Source organism: Chryseobacterium sp. MEBOG07 (assembly GCF_021869745.1).
In the GTDB taxonomy this organism is placed as follows: Bacteria; Bacteroidota; Bacteroidia; order Flavobacteriales; family Weeksellaceae; genus Chryseobacterium; species Chryseobacterium viscerum.
Map to the genome: position 1 here is coordinate 1,067,636 of NZ_CP084579.1, position 19,071 is coordinate 1,086,706.

Below are 19,071 nucleotides of genomic sequence, written 5' to 3' on the forward strand. Positions count from 1 at the left end.
GCTGAAATAATAAAATATTTAACTTTTAAAAAGGAATTCTTTCCAAAGTCATTTTTAAGGATAAAGCAAATACTCCGGAAGATACAAACAGAATCCAGTCTTTTTTATTGACCTTAAAAACATTCAGCAGAATAAATAAAGTGGCTAGAATACCAAAAACAATTACAATCTGTCCTAGTTCCAGCCCGATATTGAACCCAAGAAGAGGGAGAGCAATGCTCTGGCTTTTCGCAATCATTACTCTGGCTGTATTAGCGAATCCCATTCCGTGAACAAGACCAAAAATCAATGCCAGATAGTAATTGGCGCGCATCAAGGTTTGCTTCTGGTTCTTCATGATAATATTATCCAAAGAAGTTACAACAATAGTCAAAGGAATTAGAAACTCAACCCAATCTGAAGGAACCCTGAAAACATCCAGTATACTTAATGCTAATGTTATGGAATGCCCGATTGTAAATGCGGTGACAAGAATCAGTATTTTCTTCCAGTCACTGTATGAATATACGGCGATCAAAGCAAGAACAAACAGCTGGTGATCTAAGGCATCCAGAGAGATGATATGTTCCCATCCAAGGTTTAAATAAAAAAGAAAATCCTGCATTATAATGATGAATTGTTGGGTTTTGAATATTCTACGAAAACAAACTTAATTTTATGGCTTTTATTATATTTTATGTTAAATAACTATCAATAATGTGAGTTATTTCCATGTCGGATAAAAATTGTATAATTGCATTGATAAAAAAATGAAAATGGATATTAAAAAATTATTTTTTACAAAAGTAAACATTTCACCTGGAGGAGCGAAGCTTCTAAGAAATGCGACAGCTGCCTTTTTAGGATTATACTCCTATGCTTTTTATGGGCAGGTACAGAAATTGGATTCCCGATTTGATATTTTATTGAAAAATAAAGAGAATATCGCTCAGGGAAAGGGCATTAAAGAATTGGAACGCCCAGATATGAAACTTGATCAGCATTTGGTAGTGACTTCTAAGGGAGCACAAACGATGTATTCATGTATTATTTATACGAAAGAACCCGAAAAACTGAAAGCTGATGGATTTCTTGTTCAGAGCCAGCTGCCTACTTTTTCTACAGCTTTAGCTTCTATTGAAGATATTGAAAGACTGACGAAACTTCCCTATGTAACCTCTGTAATGGGGCCAGCATTTGATGAACTTCATAACGATACGAGCAGAGCTCAGTCCGGAGCAAGCCTTTTACAGGATGGAGTTTTTAATAATACAGCTTATAACGGTACCGGCATTCTGGTGGGGATTTTTGACAGCGGAATAGACTGGAAGCATCCGGACTTCAGAAAAGCAGATGACCAGACAAAAAGTAGAATTGTTTCTATCTGGGATCAGACATTAACTGCACAAGCGGGAGAAGTCGCCCCAGTAGGGTTTGCAACTGGTGTAGAATATACAAGAGCACAGATTGAAGATGAACTGGACGGAACGCCAACAAATTTCGTTCGTGAAAATGATACCAACGGACATGGAACTCACGTTTCAGGTACTGCCGCAGGAAATGGAGCTGCTTTTACGGATAAAAGACATAAAGGATTCTCATCTGATGCAGATATTGTTTTTGTAAAAGGTGGGAACGGATCTTTTCCTACAACGAATACCATTAATGCTTTAACTTATTTCAAAAATGTAGCCACGGCTCTTAATAAACCTATCGTTGTCAATATGAGTATTGGCGGACAGGGAACTGCGCATGACGGAACTTCAAGCCATGAAGTGGCAGTTAACAATTTTACCACTTCAGGAGCAGGAAGAGTAGTCGTTATTTCTGCAGGTAATGATTATGGAGCCAATCTTCACAGAAAAGTTGATATCGAAGCTAATGGTTCACAGACCTATAATTTTACGGTAGCAAGCAACACCTCTGCAGGAACGGTATTTTCATTCATTATGTATGCCAATGATAACACTCCTGTTACAGCAAAGCTAACAACTCCCGATGGACAGGTGTATACCCAAAATATAAGTACAACTACTACTCACAATATATTGGGAGGAGGTCTTACAGCGACGATGTATAACTATTGGGGGAATGATAATAACAAACGATATATTCAGCTGATAGTAGCCAGAACTTCAGGAACTACGAATGTTCAGGGGAATTATACATTAGAAATTACCAACAACGGAACACAGCAGATCACAACCCATGGCTGGTTGTATAGCCAGGGAGTGGCAACCACTTTACAAAATGGCGATAATGAATATATTGTAGGATCTCCGGGGAATGCCTCTAATGCTATTACAGTAGCTTCGTATATGGGAAGACCAAGTTGGTATAGTACGGCTGCTTATTCTACAACAACTCCGCAGGAGTCTATCTCTTCATTCAGTTCACAGGGACCAAGAGTTGATGGGGTTCAAAAACCTGAAATTACAGGTTCGGGTCAGAATGTTATTTCATCAAGATCCAGTAATTCTGCTCCGGCAGCAACAGATATTATTGCAGGAACTACATATTATGTGAAAAACCAAGGGACAAGTATGTCATCACCGGGAGTAGCGGGAGCGGTAGGATTATTACTTCAGGCGAATCCGGCATTAACGGCAGCGCAGGTGAAAGCACGTCTTACCGCTAATGCAAGAATGGACGGTGCAACCGGTACTGTTCCGAATATGAGATGGGGATATGGTAAATTGGATATTTATAAAGCAGTTACCGATGAGTTAGGATGTGTAAAATCCAATTTTGAGACTGTAGGTTATGATGAACCTTACATTGTTGCCAGTACGGAAGCTAATTATTACTTTGATAATATCGCCCTTGCGGTAAGATATACACCAACATTGACAGGAAAACTGGGAGGCTTCTCATTTTTGACAGGATCTTCAATCCCTTCAGATATTCCGGTAGATATTCAAATCAGAAAAGTGAATGCGAGCGGGAATCCTGGAGATATTATTGCCACTAAAACGATTACTTCATGGCTTAATAACACTCAGAAATTTACGTGGAACTATGTGAATCTTTCTGATCTGAATGTACAAATGGTAACCGGAAAAGAATTTTATATCGTCGTAAATGGCTTAGGAGGAAGAATTGCTATGAAAGCTGAAAGCGCAGTGGTCAACAACAGATCCAAGACTTCCACAGATGGTACTTCATGGACTTCAAGAACTTTTGATCTTAAAATGAGAGCCATAGTCTATGAAAATGTTGCTGAAGTGAAAAACTTAGCTAATTCCAATCAAACTAAAACAAGCGCAACAGCCAATGGATATAACTACTTTACCAATAACTGCCAGCTGATCTCAAGAGTTGAAAAAGAAACAGCGAGTACAGTAACCGGAAATGTAACTTCAAAAGTATGGGTAGACAATGCACAGCCCAATTATGTAGCAAGAAGATATGAAATCAATTCGGATGCAAACACTACCACGGCAACCGGAAAAGTAACTTTATACTTCAAACAGGCTGATTTCGATGCTTATAATCTTACAAGTGGAGTAAAATTACCTATTTCACCTACTGATATTGCCAATAAAGCCAATCTTCTTATCGAAAAATATACAGGAACAAGTACTACAGGTACCACCGCTTCTTTTGGAGGAACAGCAGCCATTATTACTCCTGATATTGCTGATATTATCTGGAATGATACCTACCAATATTGGGAAGTGAGCTTCCAGACAACAGGGTTTGGTGGATATTTTGTTAAAACAGGGACAACGCTGGGCACGGCAGATGTTAAGATCAATTCAGAAGTGAATATCACTCCGAATCCGGCGAAAGATTTTGTAAATGTAGTATTAGGAAGACATTCTAAAGCAGCAGTAACCATTTACGATGTTTCAGGAAAATTGATTAAAACTGTAAATGTGAATACAAATTCAGGGAAAATTGATATTTCTGAACTGGTAAGAGGAATATACCTGTTTACGATTGCACTGGATGATAATACAAAAATTACCAAAAAGTAATTAAACAATAAATCCTTATCAATCAAATAAGAATATAAAAGCAACAGTTTCTATAACTGTTGCTTTTTTTATATTTGCTGTAAAATAAAATTCATGTCGGGTAAGTTTTTTTGGAGTTTTCTTTTATTATTAACAATTGTATTTCAGAGTTTTACAGGAGGTAAAGCTCTTCATCCTTATCATGTAGGCTCTGTGGAAATTAATTATAATGCAAAATCCAGAACATTTGAAGTGACAGGAAGATTCTTCTTTGATGACATGGAAAATGGTTTAGGGAAAAAATATGGAGGAGCTTTTCATTTTAACGATGAAAAATACAAAGCAAAACTGAATGAAGCCTTACAAAAATATTGCGCAGAATATTTCAAATTAAAGGCAGATAACAAGTTCCTGAAAGTAAACTATATCGGATATGAAGAAGACCAGGAATCGGTGAACGTCTTCCTTGAATCTGAAGTCACCGGCAGTCCTAAAAAAGTGGAAACCGCAGTGAGTTTTTTATATAACCTTTTTGATGATCAGATCAATATCGTTCATATCATTGTGAACGGACAAAGAAGCAGTGAAAAACTTACCTATCCCAACCGTTATCTTTATAAGCAGTTTTAAAAATATGATGAATTAGCTATACAAGTTGGGCAGCTCTACAATTCTGTTTGGATTATTTTAATTTTACGCAAAGGTTTAACATATTGTATGATGTTTTAAGGGAGCAAAGGTAGAATCAACTTCATTGATTCCTTCTAAGCGTACGAATATTCATACAGTTTACTTAGCGACTTTGTCGATTTCTTAACTCACTTGTAATGAGTTGTTTTAATATCAACTTTGCGTTTTAAATAATTCTAAAATATTAATTTTCCAGCTGAAGCAGTGTATTGATCCCTTTCGCATGGGCGAGCAGATCAGGAAAAAAATCATCATAACATTGCTGTAGATGATCTTTGTTCTTTAAAAAAGCTTCAAAAACAGGAATATCTTTATCCAGATATTTTGCTTTATTCAGCACATTCTGAATACTGAATTTAATTCCCCAATCCTCACGGTAATTATAAAGCCAGTCGTCATGCTCCATTTTGATAAGCATTTTTTTGAAATTTTCAGGCAGCCACTGCTCATTGGCATTCAGAGCTTTGTAAACCCTAAGAGAATGGGCTTTCCACTCTGCCAGAGAGTTCAGTGAAAGATCTCTGGCTACAAAGTGATCCATCGAAACATCTACAAATGCACCTGCATACAATCTTACCAAAGGCGCAAATACCTTTTTAGCTTCATGAATAGCAGGGTGGGAGTCTGTAAACGTATCAATAGCCCTGTGAAGAGTAATTCCGTCCTGAATATCTTTCGGGAAAGAAAAACGATCTCTGTTGCGGATAAAATCTTCCAGAAATTGCCCCACGATCTGTCCGTCGGTAAAAGATAGAAAAGAATGAGCCAGGTAATTCATAACTTAAAGGTATGAATTAAATGTGGATCGTAGATATAATAATGAATGCTGAACGATGAATTCACTTCGAACTCCCTCATTGACCATTCACAATAATTCTAGAAAAGTCTCTCATGAAAATCTTCAATCTTACTCACTTCTTCGATCTTAATCCCAAATTTTCTTTTCGGAATTTTATTAAGATTGGAAACGAATATCTTTTCATACCCAAGCTTTTCAGCCTCGGTAATTCTTTGTTCCACCTGCGCAATAGGACGTATTTCTCCACTTAATCCGATTTCTCCTGCGAAGCAGTAGTGTTCTGAGATCGCAATATCTTCATTGGATGAAAGAACAGACGCAATAACAGCCAGATCCAGTGCCGGGTCGTCTGTTTTTATCCCTCCGGTAATATTCAGGAAAACGTCTTTCGCTCCAAGTTGGAAACCTGCTCTTTTTTCCAGAACAGCCAAAAGCATATTCAGCCTTTTAGAATCAAAACCTGTGCAGCTTCTCTGAGGAGTACCATACACTGCTGTACTTACCAATGCCTGAATTTCGAGAAGCATAGGACGGTTTCCCTCCAGCGTTACAGCAACTGAATTTCCAGAAAGTTCCTCAAATTTTTTGGTGATCAGAATTTCAGAAGGATTTTTAATCTCCTTTAGTCCCTGTGAGACCATCTCGTAAATTCCAATTTCGGAAGTAGATCCAAAACGGTTTTTATTGGCTCTTAACAATCTGAAAAGATGATTTCTGTCTCCGTCGAAGTTCAGAACGACATCTACCATATGTTCCAGCACTTTTGGTCCGGCAATCTGGCCGTCTTTTGTGATGTGTCCTACAAGAAATACCGGAGTATTGTTTTCTTTAGCATATTTGATGATCTCATTGGAACATTCCCTGATCTGGGAAACCGTTCCCGGAGAGCTTTCTATCAGCTGAGACTGGAGGGTCTGAATAGAATCAATGATCATGAAATCCGGTTCCAGTTTCTTAGCCTCATGAAGGATTTTTTCTAATGACGTTTCCGTGTAAAGAAAGCAGTTCGGATTTTGAATATCGGTAAGCCTGTCTGCTCTCATTTTGATCTGAGAAGCACTTTCTTCCCCTGAAACATAGAAGACTTTTTTCTTCATTTTCAAGGCAAGCTGAAGTAGGAGGGTAGATTTTCCGATTCCGGGCTCACCACCAATCAAAGTGACAGAGCCTAAAACAATTCCGCCTCCCAAGACACGGTTTAGTTCTTCAGAAGGAGTTTTGATTCTCGGTTCTTCGCTGGTTTCCACTTCAACAATATTGATAACATGTTGTTTGGTTTTTGAGAAAGGAGGAGTTTTATGAGACGTTTTTTCAACCACTTCCTCTACTAAAGTATTCCATTCTCCGCAGCTTTTGCATTGTCCCAGCCATTGAGGATATTGAGTTCCGCAGTTTTGACAGAAATATGCTGTTTTCAGTTTTGCCATACTGCGAAGTTATAAAAAAGCATTTTTTTTACAGAATCTAAATGGATTTAATATTAAAAACTAATACCGCTATGGTAGAAATATCTTTCATATCTTAGCTTCATTCAATTAAAATAGTAATGTAAAATATAATTACAATGAAAAAAGTATTTTTATCTTTCGTATTTGTGCTTTTAAGTATTGTTGCCTTTGCACAAGGTACATGGGAAGCAGATACCATGCATTCTTCCATCAACTTTAATATTAAGCATATGGGAATTAGCTTTGTACAGGGGAGGTTCGATAAATTTGACGGAAGAGTGGTCAATAGCGGAGCTAATCTTGATAATGCAGATGTAAGCTTTGCTGTAAGTGTTCGTACCATAAATACGGGAGTGGATATGAGAGACAGACATCTTGTAAGTGAAGAGTTTTTCGATGCTGCCAAATTTCCTGCGATTGAATTTAAAAGTTCTTCTATCACAAAAGATAAGAACAATAACTATATCCTGAAAGGAAAGCTGACGATGAGAGGGGTAGAAAAAGAAATTAGTGTTCCTGTTACATTTGGTGGGATTACAAAAAATAAAGACGGAAAAGAAATAATGGGGATTCAGACAAAATTTACAGTGAACCGTCTGGATTATGGAATCAAATATGATCCGTCCGGAGCAGGTATTGCGAAAGATGTTGAAGTAACAGCTTATTTTGAACTGGTTAAGCAGTAATATTTAAAATATAACATACAAAAAAGGTTTTCCAATCAAATGGAAAACCTTTTTATATGGAAATTGTTTAAACCTTACAAAAACACAAAAGTCACAAAAGCTTTCATTTTAAAACACTTTAGTGCACTTAAGTAAGTTTAAAATGAGTCCGCAGAAAAGTTCACATAAGATGAAAATCTTTGATTTTCATAAAACTTAGGTGTACTTATTATGTCTAGCACCTAGCTCTAAAAAAACTTAAGTGTTTAAACCTTTTGTGACTATTGTGGTTAAAAATAATCAATGCCAAAGTTTAGACCAATTCATGTATAAAGCTCATTGAAAATCGATGAAAAAAATAAAGATATTTTTAATTTGAAACATTCACTTTTCCCGAAGAAACAGTAAAGATTCCAAAATCATCGATCAGCATATTTTCCTTCTGAACGGAATTAAAAGCCATAACTCTGTCCAGTTCTTTCTGTGAACGCCTTCTCATAATCCAATCCTTTTTCTGATGATTGTTCAGAACATAGGCGATCATTTTCAATTGTGGATGCCATGGTTGTCCTGTATAAACGATATAAGCATTCTTTTCTGAAATAGAATTTACTCCCTGAATCGCTTTACTGGCCATTTCGTTATCCCCAAAAAGTTCAAGGATTCCGGATACAATGGTGATGTTAGGTTCGAAATTCAGTTTTTGATAGGTCTGTGGATCAAAGCAGTCAAAATTGGTAAAATGGATTTTTTGATAATTCTTCTCTTGGATAACTTTTTCCCCAATTTCAATATTGGATGTGACAAATTCATTGATAACGATTTCTGCATCCGGATATTTTTCTTTGATGTCAAACAAATAATTTCCGGTTCCTCCTGCGATGTCAAGTATTTTAATCGGTCTTCCCTGTTGCTGCAGAGTGTGTATATTCTGTTCCAGCAGCTGAAGCAAATGCTGTTTTCTGATGCGGATTCCCTTCCAACCGATAGCATTGAGGTAATTTTTATCCATCATTTTTCCAAAACCGAACTTCCCTTTCGGTTGATTCTGGTAAACATAATTCAATGAAGCTCCGGAATCAAACCCATACTTCAAGCCGATGGCCATTCCATTGCTTATTTTTCCGATCTTTCCTAAAGACAATTTCTGCATTTTAAAATTCAGGGTATTACCCACATTATTTTGCAGGTCTTTATACTCTTTTACAGAAAAAGGATCAGGAGAAAGAGAAGCTTTTTTTACATTTCTGTTGAAGCATTTTTCAGCAAAATCCACAATTTTATCATATACTTTTTCCTTTCCGGTGTCGAATAAAATGCCGTGGAAAAAACCTGGAAGAACTTCATATTGTTTCAAATCCGTGTCCAGTTTTTCATGGAATATTTTTTGATCTTTATTGAAAACCACATGATCTTTTTCAGCAGCCAGAATTAAAGTTGGGGTATCTATCGATTCTGCATCTTCCACCAGACGTTTTCCGGCTTTTGCAAGATCAATGAGAAGTTCTGCATCTATCGATCTCGAGATAAGAGGATCGGTGTCGTATGCTTTTTGCTGTTCAGGATCATGAGTCAGCATTTTGGATTTCACATAACTTTTAATGATCAGACCTTTCTTGAGTTTCGTTCCTAACGTAATCATTTCATTAGCCAGTGGAACGATGAGGTTGATTCTAAAAGCAGGAGCCAGAAGTGCCATTCCAGCAATTGATGGAGCAAAATCATGAGCCCATGCAGAGGCAACAACTCCACCAATACTGTTGGCAACAACGAAAATATCTGAGATTTTCATATTGTATTGTGAGCAAATAAACTTAGCAAATGAATCAAGATCTCTTACATAGTCCATAAAAACAGATGAGGTCTGGGTTTTCGTATGACCATGCCCGCGCAGATCGAATGCGAAGATGTTGTATTTTGAAAACTGAGGAGACTGTGCAATATCATTCAGCCTTTCAGAATGCTCATGCCCACGATGGATGATGATGATACTTTTCTGATGAGGCTGGTAATTCCACTCACGGTAGAAAATTTCACTGTTGTCAAAACTCTTAAAATGTCCGCTGTTCATAGATTAAAATTTTTTGAGAAAATCCTTCAGATAAGTATGAATTACAGCATGCTTATTGTGGGTTTTCATTATGGTTATTGCTTCTGCTAAGGGTAAAGATAAAGTATTTTTGATTACTAAAATTCCGATCACTGAACTTCTGGTGAATCCCATGGTGCAGTGGATTAAGATTTTCCCACCTGGAGGAAGTTGTTTGTAATTTTCTGTGATTTTTGTAACCAAATTTTGAGTCCCATGAATATCAAATGTCCCAATATCCAAAAAAGGAACGGAACGATAGTTTGCTGTATTTTTTATTACAGGAAGTTCTTCTATTTCGGCCGATACATCATATACAAACGTAGTTGGAGTAAGTTCAAAATTTTTGACAGCTTCATAGTCGGGTCTTGATGAAATATACAAATTGGGAAGGATTTCTGAAGGATTTTTGTTTTTCCGGAAAAACTTCCAAAATATCCGGTATGTAAGTAAATAAGGGAAATAGAAAATCTTTTTCACCCACGGGATATCCCCGGTTTTATTTTTTAAAAAGAAGATATTGTTTTTCTGATACTGATATCCGATCAGCATATTCATCAGAGCCAGCCACAGTAAAACCAATCCTGTATGTCCAACGAATTTATCTGTCAAAAGTGCCAGTAAAATGAATATCCATGATGATAAAAAATACGTATTTGCTACATGGAAGTTTCTGTACAGAAAATCATTTTTTCTATAAGGAAAGAGGATAAAACTAAGATGGGCAAGAATACTTCCGGTAATAATATCAATCAAATGATGCTGATAAGTCGTCAAGGTAGAAATTCCCAACAAAATAAGCCAAAGCATTAATAATGTTCTTCCTTTTTTTAAATTCCTGAAAACAGACCAGAAAATAAAAGCATAGGCAATATGTAACGAAGGAGCCTGGTTAAAAGGTGAATCAAATACTTTTAAAAATTGAAAAGAATACCCAAGAAAAGAATTGCTGACTTCAGGTTTGGGCAGAGAAAACTTTAGTGGAAATAATAAAAAACAAATTCCTGCAATAATGGTTGTAAAGAGCATCCTTTTTGTTAAAACTTTAAGCTGTTCCTTATTCTGACAGCAGAAAAATACCACACAGAAAAAGATACCGCTCGTCATATAAGGAATAATACTCCATGAGATGAACGGGATATATTTTTCAAACCCAAAAACAAAAGACGGAATTTTAGTTAATGTTGAAAGATACCATGCTGCAAAATTGTACACCATCATAAATACAATGGCACACAAAGTCAAGGCGTATACTTTCTGTTGTACTGTCAGTCGTTTTTCATCCATCTGGCTTTTTTGAACATGATGATATTTAATAATGAAGAAGGAAGCAGAGATAAAGATTTCATCATCCACCTCATTTTTGAAGGAAAAATAATAAGTTTTTTCTGTTTTTCAATAGCTTCAGATATCATAGATGCTGCAGTTTCCACATCTGTGAGGAATGGTTTTTTGCTTAAATCATCCTGATTAAGCTGTCTTAATTTTTCAGTATCTATATATCCCGGGGCAATCGTTGTAACGGAAATTCCAAAAGGCTTTAAGGCACGACGGTAAGCATCGGCAATCTGTATCACAGATCGCTTTGTTTTTGTATAAAGACTAGAGTTTTCATACTCCAGTATCCCTGAAACAGAAGCAATCACAGCGATACTTCCTTTTTTCTGGTTTCTCATTACTTTTCTTGCCATTTCGAAACAATTGACTGTTCCCAGAATATTCGTTTGGAGCATTTCCTCTGCTTCTTCGTATGAAATTCTTCCTGCAACATCTTCTGCGTAGCTTCCTGCACAGTTGATGAAAATATCAAGCCCGTTTTTATCCACAAGAAAAAATTGCAATGTGGATAACAGAGCATTCATATCACAGACATCTGCCTGGAAAGCTTTTAAATTTTTATGATGATTTTCCGGGATTTTGGTCAGGTCTCTTCCACAGACTCCTACACAATATCCTTTAGCAAGATAATGCTTGGCCAGAGCATAGCCAATCCCTGAAGTTCCGCCTGCGATAAAAACGTTCATGAGTGTTTGGTGGTTTTCAATTTTATGTAAAAATAGATTTTAAAAGTGAAAACAGGAATAATGTTTTTAATGAAGCTGTCTAAACTTTTATTTTTTGAAACATGAAGATTGTATTAAGATGTTGAGAGTATTAAGATAAGCTTCGCTTTAAGCTTAAAAATCAGAATGATTTATCTTAACTATACTTTATTTCTTAAATCTTCCTTAATGGTTCATATAATTATAATAAAGCTAATATATTCAATAGACACGGGCTTTAGCTCGTGATCACAATAGATGTAATAGCATTGGCTTTAGCCAAAACGTAAATCTATTTCAAAAACCACCCCGTCAAATCTTCAATTTGCCATCCCTTAGGAGGAAGGGAATTCCTACGTCTTCAAATGAAATATTTGTTATTATTTTTTTATACTCTTCATTGTCTGATCAAACCCATACTGCCACTGTATTTCCATGTCTTTCACAAATTGTTGATAACTTTTTGGGAATGAAAAATCAATCTCAAACTTTTTCCAGTTGATTCCCTTTTTTAGATAATGCCCTTCCAGTTCCTGTTTGATGTTGGTGGTATCAATCTGAAAACCAGATAAAAGTTTTTCTGTTTCAGCAAGTCTTTCATTTCCGCTAAAACCAAAGACGGAACGAACGAGTGCTTCCTCCACCGGATTGTAAGATTGTTTTTTTTCAGTGATGATTTCTTGAGCCAGATGTTGAGACAATTCAGCAGGAACAAGATCTATAGCGCCACCTGCAAAATATTTACCCTGAAAAAATGCAGGTTCTACATAAAACATATCCGAAACAGAAGCCCGGGTACTTTCAAGCATAGAAAAATTGGTGATGACTTTGAGTGATTCTTCAACAGCACTGTTTTTTAAACTTTCAGAATTGCTAATGATTTGTTCAGGATGAATCCTCTTTGCCGTTTCAGGATCAGTGAAAATTACTTTTTGATATATTTTTTTTCTGTTTCTGGGTTGATTTGTTTCTTTTGAACTAAAGAGAAGCTCTGAACCAATAATTACGGTAGGAATTTCTTTTGAAAACGTTACGTTTTTTAGAGTTGGAAAACAATCAGACAAATCCTGAGGTAGTTCAACAAGATATCGGTTGAAAACATCTTCAATAAAAGGCGCATTTCTTTTGTCAAATAGCTTTTTCAATGAGAAAAGACCTATTCTTGAAAGCTTTTTTTGCTTTGTTAATATGGTACTGGAAACAAATTCAAAATATTCCTCCGACTTCAGATATTCTTTCCGGGAAAGATGATCAGGAAAAGCATTGATAACGGTTGCGACAAATGACCCTCCACAGGAAGCAATAAGGACATCCGGTTTGAGATCCAGTTCTTCCAGAGCTGCAAAGATTCCAAGATAAATCATCAATCTTGTTCCGCCTCCTGAAAAGATAACTGCCCTTTTAAATTTTTCATCCATTGCTTTAATTTTTTATCAGAAGAGGAAGTGCCCAGAAGAATAATGGAGCATTGAAGATCAGACTATCCACTCTGTCCAGCAGGCCACCATGTCCTGGAAGAAGGTTTCCTGTGTCTTTTACATCGGTTTTTCTTTTTAAATAAGACATAAAAATATCTCCGAAAAATCCTGAGATCCCCAAAATAAGTCCTAAAATACTGTTGGTGAAAATGCCGGTTTTAAGTAGAAAATACCCTAAAATATTACTTAGGATAATGGTGAGGAAAACTCCGCCGATAAGGCCTTCCAATGTTTTGTTGGGACTTATCTGAGGGGTTATTTTATGTTTTCCGAAAAATTTACCCATCAAATATTGAAAAACGTCATTCAGTTCCGTTACTACCACAATAAAAATAATGGCACTGATACCATGGGTACTATTTCTTATCCATAATAAATGGGGGAAAGAAAAAAGACATACCAATAAGGCTATGGAAACCCCATATAGTTGTTTTGCTGAAGCTTTTATTAATAAGAAATAAAGAAGAACAAATATTCCTAAAAGGGAAGAGTATAAAAGATAATTTTCAATGTTGAAATAAAACAATAAATAGAACTGAGAGATTCCTATGAATATTGATGAAATAACAGGGGTCACGGGGACTTTAAACATTTTTGAAAATTCAAGGAATGATTGCAGCCCTATCCACGAAACAAAAAGTGTCATAACGAGAGGATGTGAAATACCCAACGCAAAAACAATAATGATATAGATCCATGTTTTTACCCTTAGAGGGACATCTGCGAATTTATTTTCTTCAGGCTTCATTCAAAGATTTCTTAAGTCGTGTATAAGTACTGATCATGAGTAAAGCAATGATAATTCCAAAAATATACTGGGAAATAGAGGTAATATTGACTCCAAAAAATATCAGTAACCCATACAGTCCCAAGATAAGCGCACGGTCGCTTTTTCCCATAGGACCATCATAACGGCGTTCTTTTCCTACAATTTTACCTATCAATCCAGCAAATTCATTAATGACACTCAGAACAATAAAGATGACAATAAGATACAAGCTTTCCGGTTGAAACTTAAGAAGAGGAAAAAAAACAATCACATCGGAAATAATATCACCCACTTCATTTAAGACCTCTCCAAGCTTACTCGTTTGATTAAATTTTCTCGCCATCATTCCATCCAGAGCATTTAAAGCCATTCTTAAAAGCAACCCGATTGGCAGGCTTAGAAAGAACCATTTTGAAAGATCTGCATTCCAGAATAATACTCCGATCACCATAGATAATAGGATAGAGCTGATCGTAATCTGATTGGCTGTGATGTTATTCTTATGTAAAAATAATAAAACAGGAGTGAGCAGCTGCTGGAATTTTGGTTTGAGTTTATATACTGAAATCATGATGGTTATTGCTTCGTGTCATTTGCTTATATCAAATATAGATAATTTTTTTATCAGGTTTTATAATTGTTTGAGTGGAGTTTTTCTATTTTCAAAATGTAAATAATTGCTTTGTATTTCTTTTTCCCATAACTTTGCACAAACCTAATCTAATGAGTAAAAAGAATACAAAGTACATCTTTGTGACAGGAGGTGTAACTTCATCTTTGGGAAAAGGAATCGTGTCTGCTTCTCTGGGGCTATTGCTAAAATCACGCGGTTTTAACGTAACCATCCAAAAACTTGATCCTTATATCAATATTGACCCGGGAACTTTGAATCCTTATGAGCATGGAGAATGCTATGTGACCGAAGATGGTGCGGAGACGGATCTGGATTTAGGCCACTATGAGCGTTATCTTGATGCTCCTACATCCCAAAACAACAACGTTACTACAGGAAAAATCTACCAAACTGTAATTGAAAAAGAAAGAAAAGGAGATTTCCTTGGAAAAACAGTTCAGGTAATTCCTCATATTACTAACGAAATCAAACGTAGAATTAAAATCCTTTCAAAACAGAACTACGATATCATCATTACTGAGATCGGAGGAACTGTAGGGGATATCGAATCTTTACCATACATTGAAACTGTTCGTCAGCTGAAATGGGAATTGGGAGATAATAATTCTATGGTGATTCACTTAACATTATTGCCATATCTGGCTTCAAGTGGAGAATTAAAAACAAAACCATCTCAGCATTCCGTTCGTCAATTGATGGAGAGTGGAATTATGGCTGATGTTTTAGTTTGCAGAACAGAGCATAAAATTCCTAAAGATCAGAGAGCAAAACTGGCTCAGTTCTGTAATGTTGCTTTGGAAAACGTTATTGAATGTAAAGATTTGGAAACGATCTATGAAGTTCCAATGTATCTTCAGAAGCAGAATTTTGATGATGTAGTTTTGAAAGAACTGGATCTGAAAAGTGATAAAACAGCTGATCTTAAAGACTGGAAGAACTTCTTGAAGAAATTCCAGAATCCTAAGAAAACGGTAGAAATCGCATTGGTTGGAAAATATATTTCCCTTCAGGATTCCTATATTTCAATTGCTGAAGCATTCAAACATGCAGGAGCTGACCTTGAAACTGAAGTAAAAGTAAGATGGGTATACAGTGGAGATATTACTGAGGAAAACATTAAAGAGACTCTGAAAGGAGTAAATGGTATCCTTGTAGCTCCAGGTTTCGGAGACAGAGGAATTGAAGGAAAAGTTCTTACCGCAAAATATGCAAGAGAAAATAAAATTCCAATGTTAGGAATCTGTTTAGGAATGCAGATCATGACGATTGAATTTGCAAGAAATGTTTTAGGACATACAAAAGCGAATTCAGTAGAATTTGATACGGCAACTCCGGATCCTGTAATTTCATTAATGGAAGAACAAAAAAATGTAGTAGATAAAGGAGGAACAATGCGTCTTGGAGCTTGGAAATGTTCTTTGAAAAACGGATCTAAGCTATATGAAACTTACGGAAGCAAAAATATCTCTGAAAGACACCGTCACCGTTATGAATTTAACAGTGATTACCTTCAGGAATTTGAAAAGAATGGTTTCCTTGCTACAGGTACCAACCCTGAAACAGGTTTGGTAGAAGCATTGGAACTACCTGATCACCCGTTCTATGTAGGAGTTCAGTATCACCCTGAATATAAGAGTACGGTAGCGACGCCGCATCCTTTATTCAGAGCTTTTATTAAGGCTTGCGAAAAGAAATAAGGTAAAATTTTATCATAAACGTCTACTAATAAACTCAGGTTGATTTTTCTCAGCCTGAGTTTATTATATACTAATGTATTATAGTATAGAGTTTTGATAAAAAAACAGTATTTTTGTCAGCTGAAATTTACTACAGATTTATCAGTTTTCTTATAGTTCTGTGGTAATTTAAGAATAGGAAATTTTAATTATAACAAAAATAAAATGCAACAAAACAACGGAATCGATAAGAAGCAAATGATTAGTTTCGCGGTTTTATGCCTTGTTCTCTTCGGTTTTATGTTCTATTTCCAGAACAAACAAACGAAAGAAGCTGAGTTAAAAGCTCAGGAGCAGAAAACGGAACAGGTGAAAAATGCCGTAAAACAAACTCAGGCAAACAATATCAATCCAAATGTAACTCCTAACGCAATCCAGACGGCAAGCCTTGGAAATAATGAGTTGAAACTTGAATTTTCAAGCTTAGGAGGACAGGTTTCCAAAGTGGAGCTTATAAAGTATAAAGCTTACAACCGCAAAACAGACAATGCAGATCAGCCACTTTATCTGATCAATAAAAATAACTCAAACTACGGTTTTCAGTTTAAAGATAAAACAGGAAAGGTTATCAATACTAAAGATTTAGTTTTCTCACCTACTGTTAATGGAAATGCAGTAACCTTAACTGCAGATTACAATGGTGCTGTAATTCAGTTTATTTACACACTACTTCCTAAATACACTCTTGATTTTAAAGTGAGAACTCAAGGGCTTTCAAAAATTACTTCAGACAACAAAGCAGATTTCATCTGGGATTATAATGTAAGAAACCTAGAAAAAGGTAGAGCTCAGGAACAGTCTCACTCAGAATTCTCTTATGCTTTCAATAATTATAAAGACTATGATTATGATGGAAGAACGACAATGGAGGAGGATAAGGAAACCCTTAACTGGATTGGTGTAAAGCAGCAGTTTTTCACTTCAGTGATTGAAGCTAAAAATGGATTTACTCACAGCAAAGGAAATCAGGATAATGTTGAAGAAGGAGAATACTTGAAGAAATTAAACTATGAAGGTTTTGTTCAGATGACCGGAAGTGAGCTGAACCAGGATTTCACTTGGTACTTCATGCCTTTGGATTTACCATTGCTTAAATCTTATGATAAAAACTTTGATGAAATTCTTCCATTAGGATGGTCATTTATCGGAGCGATGAACCGTTACTTCTTTATGTGGTTATATGGTATTATTGCTGCTTGGGGATTATCTGCAGGTTGGGTAATTTTTGTAATGACAATCATTGTGAAGCTGATCCTATCACCAATTATGTATAAGCAGCATAAATTGAGTGCAATGATGAAAGTAATCCGTCCGGAAATTGATGAAGCGAATGCTAAGTTTAAGGATGCAGATCCAATGAAAAAGCAACAGGCTACCATGGAGATCTACAGAAAAGCAGGAGTGAATCAGATGGCGGGATGTTTGCCTGCATTGGTTCAGATTCCAATCTTCTATGCGTTGTTCCGTTTCTTCCCGAACTTTATTGATCTTAGAGGACAGGGTTTCTGGTTTGCAAAAGATTTGACAGCATATGATGATTTGATCAAACTTCCATTTAAAGTTCCTTTCCTTGGAGATCACTTGAGTATTTTTGCATTAGCTTGTACGGTAGTTATTTTGATCTATACAGTAATGACTTCAGGAAATATGCAGCAGCCTCAGCAGGAGGGAATGCCAAATATGAAAGTATTAATGTATATCTTCCCGATTACATTCCTATTCTTCTTGAATACTTCAGCTTCAGGTCTTTCATGGTATTATTTTGTATCGAATGCGATTAACATCTTAATTATCCTTGTTATTAAATACGTGATTCTGGATGAGAAGAAAATTCACGCTCAGATCCAATCTAATAAGGAAAAACCAAAATCAGAAGGTAAGTTCCAGAAGAGAATGAGAGAAATGATGGAAAAAGCTCAGGAGCAACAACAGGTTCAGGGGCAGCAAAAAAATAAAAAGAAATAATTTCCTTTATTATAACGTAAAAAAGAGAAGCAATTGAATAATTGCTTCTCTTTTTTATGCATACTATTTAGAATAATTTTAAATTTATAATCAGTGTGTGAGAATTTAATAAATGAAAATCAGTTGTTTTTAATCATATTTCAGTCTGAAGGATTGCCTATGATGTAGGGTAGGCCCATGCTTGATAAGGGCTTCCTGGTGTTTTTTGGTTGCATAGCCAAAATTGGTATCCCATCCGTATTCAGGATGTTCTTCATGAAGTTGAATCATTAATCTATCTCTGTAATTTTTGGCAAGAATTGATGCTGCAGCAATGGATAGAACCTTAGAATCTCCTTTAATAATACATTGATGTGGAATATAATTATAGGGATGAAATTTGTTGCCATCCACTAAAATAAGTTCCGGAGTTATCGTCAGTTTATCCAAGGCACGATGCATGGCATGAATGCTTGCGTTGAGAATATTATGCTCATCAATAAATGAAGGTGGAAGTTCCGCGATAGCATAATTTTTCACATTATCTTTGATATAGCTATCCAGTTCCATACGGGTTTTGAACGTTAGTTTTTTAGAATCATTAACCAGATTTTGTTTGAAATCATCGTCTAAAATTACTGCTGCCGCCACTACCGGCCCGCTTAAACATCCTCTCCCAACTTCATCACATCCCGCTTCGATGTAAAGGTTCGACCAGTTTTTTATTAGCTCCATATTTTATTTAGAAAAAGAAATGTAAAATTATGAAAAACCAACGTATTAATTATATAATTAATTTTTTTGATAGGTTAGATAGGATTATGAAATTACTCTATTAT

Annotated in this window: 15 protein-coding genes; 5 read left to right on the forward strand and 10 right to left on the reverse strand. The window is 35.9% G+C overall.

Annotation, left to right across the window (positions count from 1 at the left end; genetic code table 11):
* Positions 1-25: 25 nt before the first annotated feature.
* Positions 26-604: a HupE/UreJ family protein gene (locus LF886_RS04965; protein WP_236852975.1), complete on the reverse strand. Its 579-nt coding sequence runs from the start codon at positions 602-604 to the stop codon at positions 26-28.
* A gap of 151 nt (positions 605-755) precedes the next feature.
* Here LF886_RS04965 and LF886_RS04970 point away from each other — a divergent pair, with 151 nt between their 5' ends.
* Complete coding sequence (locus LF886_RS04970) at positions 756-3,959, forward strand: S8/S53 family peptidase (protein ID WP_236852976.1); 3,204 nt, start codon at positions 756-758, stop codon at positions 3,957-3,959.
* A gap of 93 nt (positions 3,960-4,052) precedes the next feature.
* Positions 4,053-4,568, forward strand: coding sequence for a DUF6702 family protein (locus LF886_RS04975; RefSeq protein WP_236852977.1), 516 nt, complete (start codon positions 4,053-4,055; stop codon positions 4,566-4,568).
* Positions 4,569-4,812: 244 nt separating this feature from the next.
* Here the strand turns inward: LF886_RS04975 and LF886_RS04980 are convergent, their stop codons facing one another.
* Both LF886_RS04980 and radA read right to left on the reverse strand, forming a co-directional pair.
* Positions 4,813-5,406: an ACP phosphodiesterase gene (locus LF886_RS04980; protein ID WP_236852978.1), complete on the reverse strand. Its 594-nt coding sequence runs from the start codon at positions 5,404-5,406 to the stop codon at positions 4,813-4,815.
* A 98-nt stretch (positions 5,407-5,504) separates the two neighbouring features.
* Positions 5,505-6,854 (reverse strand): DNA repair protein RadA, encoded by a 1,350-nt coding sequence (radA, locus tag LF886_RS04985; RefSeq protein WP_124534937.1) that lies wholly within the window; start codon positions 6,852-6,854, stop codon positions 5,505-5,507.
* Positions 6,855-6,991: 137 nt separating this feature from the next.
* On the opposite strand from radA, the gene LF886_RS04990 reads away from it, so the two are divergent.
* A complete protein-coding gene (locus LF886_RS04990; RefSeq protein WP_236852979.1) occupies positions 6,992-7,561 on the forward strand; it encodes a YceI family protein in 570 nt (189 codons plus the stop codon).
* Between the two features lie 349 nt (positions 7,562-7,910).
* Here the strand turns inward: LF886_RS04990 and LF886_RS04995 are convergent, their stop codons facing one another.
* The 6 genes from LF886_RS04995 to LF886_RS05020 form a co-directional block, all read right to left on the reverse strand.
* A complete protein-coding gene (locus LF886_RS04995; RefSeq protein ID WP_236852980.1) occupies positions 7,911-9,611 on the reverse strand; it encodes a bifunctional alpha/beta hydrolase/class I SAM-dependent methyltransferase in 1,701 nt (566 codons plus the stop codon).
* Between the two features lie 3 nt (positions 9,612-9,614).
* A complete protein-coding gene (locus tag LF886_RS05000) occupies positions 9,615-10,916 on the reverse strand; it encodes a phosphatase PAP2 family protein (RefSeq protein ID WP_236852981.1) in 1,302 nt (433 codons plus the stop codon).
* The gene (locus LF886_RS05005) at positions 10,898-11,653 is read right to left on the reverse strand and encodes an SDR family NAD(P)-dependent oxidoreductase (protein WP_236852982.1); all 756 of its coding nucleotides are present in this window, start codon (positions 11,651-11,653) and stop codon (positions 10,898-10,900) included. The genes LF886_RS05000 and LF886_RS05005 overlap by 19 nt, the downstream gene beginning before the upstream one ends.
* Before the next feature lie 398 nt (positions 11,654-12,051).
* A complete protein-coding gene (locus LF886_RS05010; RefSeq protein WP_236852983.1) occupies positions 12,052-13,089 on the reverse strand; it encodes a patatin-like phospholipase family protein in 1,038 nt (345 codons plus the stop codon).
* Between the two features lie 4 nt (positions 13,090-13,093).
* Entirely contained in the window at positions 13,094-13,897 is an 804-nt protein-coding gene (locus LF886_RS05015) for a phosphatidate cytidylyltransferase (protein WP_236852984.1), read from the reverse strand.
* The gene (locus LF886_RS05020) at positions 13,887-14,489 is read right to left on the reverse strand and encodes a CDP-alcohol phosphatidyltransferase family protein (protein WP_236852985.1); all 603 of its coding nucleotides are present in this window, start codon (positions 14,487-14,489) and stop codon (positions 13,887-13,889) included. Before LF886_RS05020 ends, LF886_RS05015 begins: the two co-directional genes overlap by 11 nt.
* 152 nt (positions 14,490-14,641) lie before the next feature.
* Between LF886_RS05020 and LF886_RS05025 the strand changes: the two genes are divergently transcribed.
* Positions 14,642-16,249 (forward strand): CTP synthase, encoded by a 1,608-nt coding sequence (locus tag LF886_RS05025; protein ID WP_236852986.1) that lies wholly within the window; start codon positions 14,642-14,644, stop codon positions 16,247-16,249.
* Positions 16,250-16,453: 204 nt separating this feature from the next.
* Complete coding sequence (gene yidC / locus LF886_RS05030) at positions 16,454-18,253, forward strand: membrane protein insertase YidC (protein ID WP_236852987.1); 1,800 nt, start codon at positions 16,454-16,456, stop codon at positions 18,251-18,253.
* Positions 18,254-18,382: 129 nt separating this feature from the next.
* On the opposite strand, the gene LF886_RS05035 is transcribed toward yidC, so the two are convergent.
* A complete protein-coding gene (locus tag LF886_RS05035) occupies positions 18,383-18,967 on the reverse strand; it encodes a ribonuclease HII (protein WP_236852988.1) in 585 nt (194 codons plus the stop codon).
* Positions 18,968-19,071: the final 104 nt, after the last annotated feature.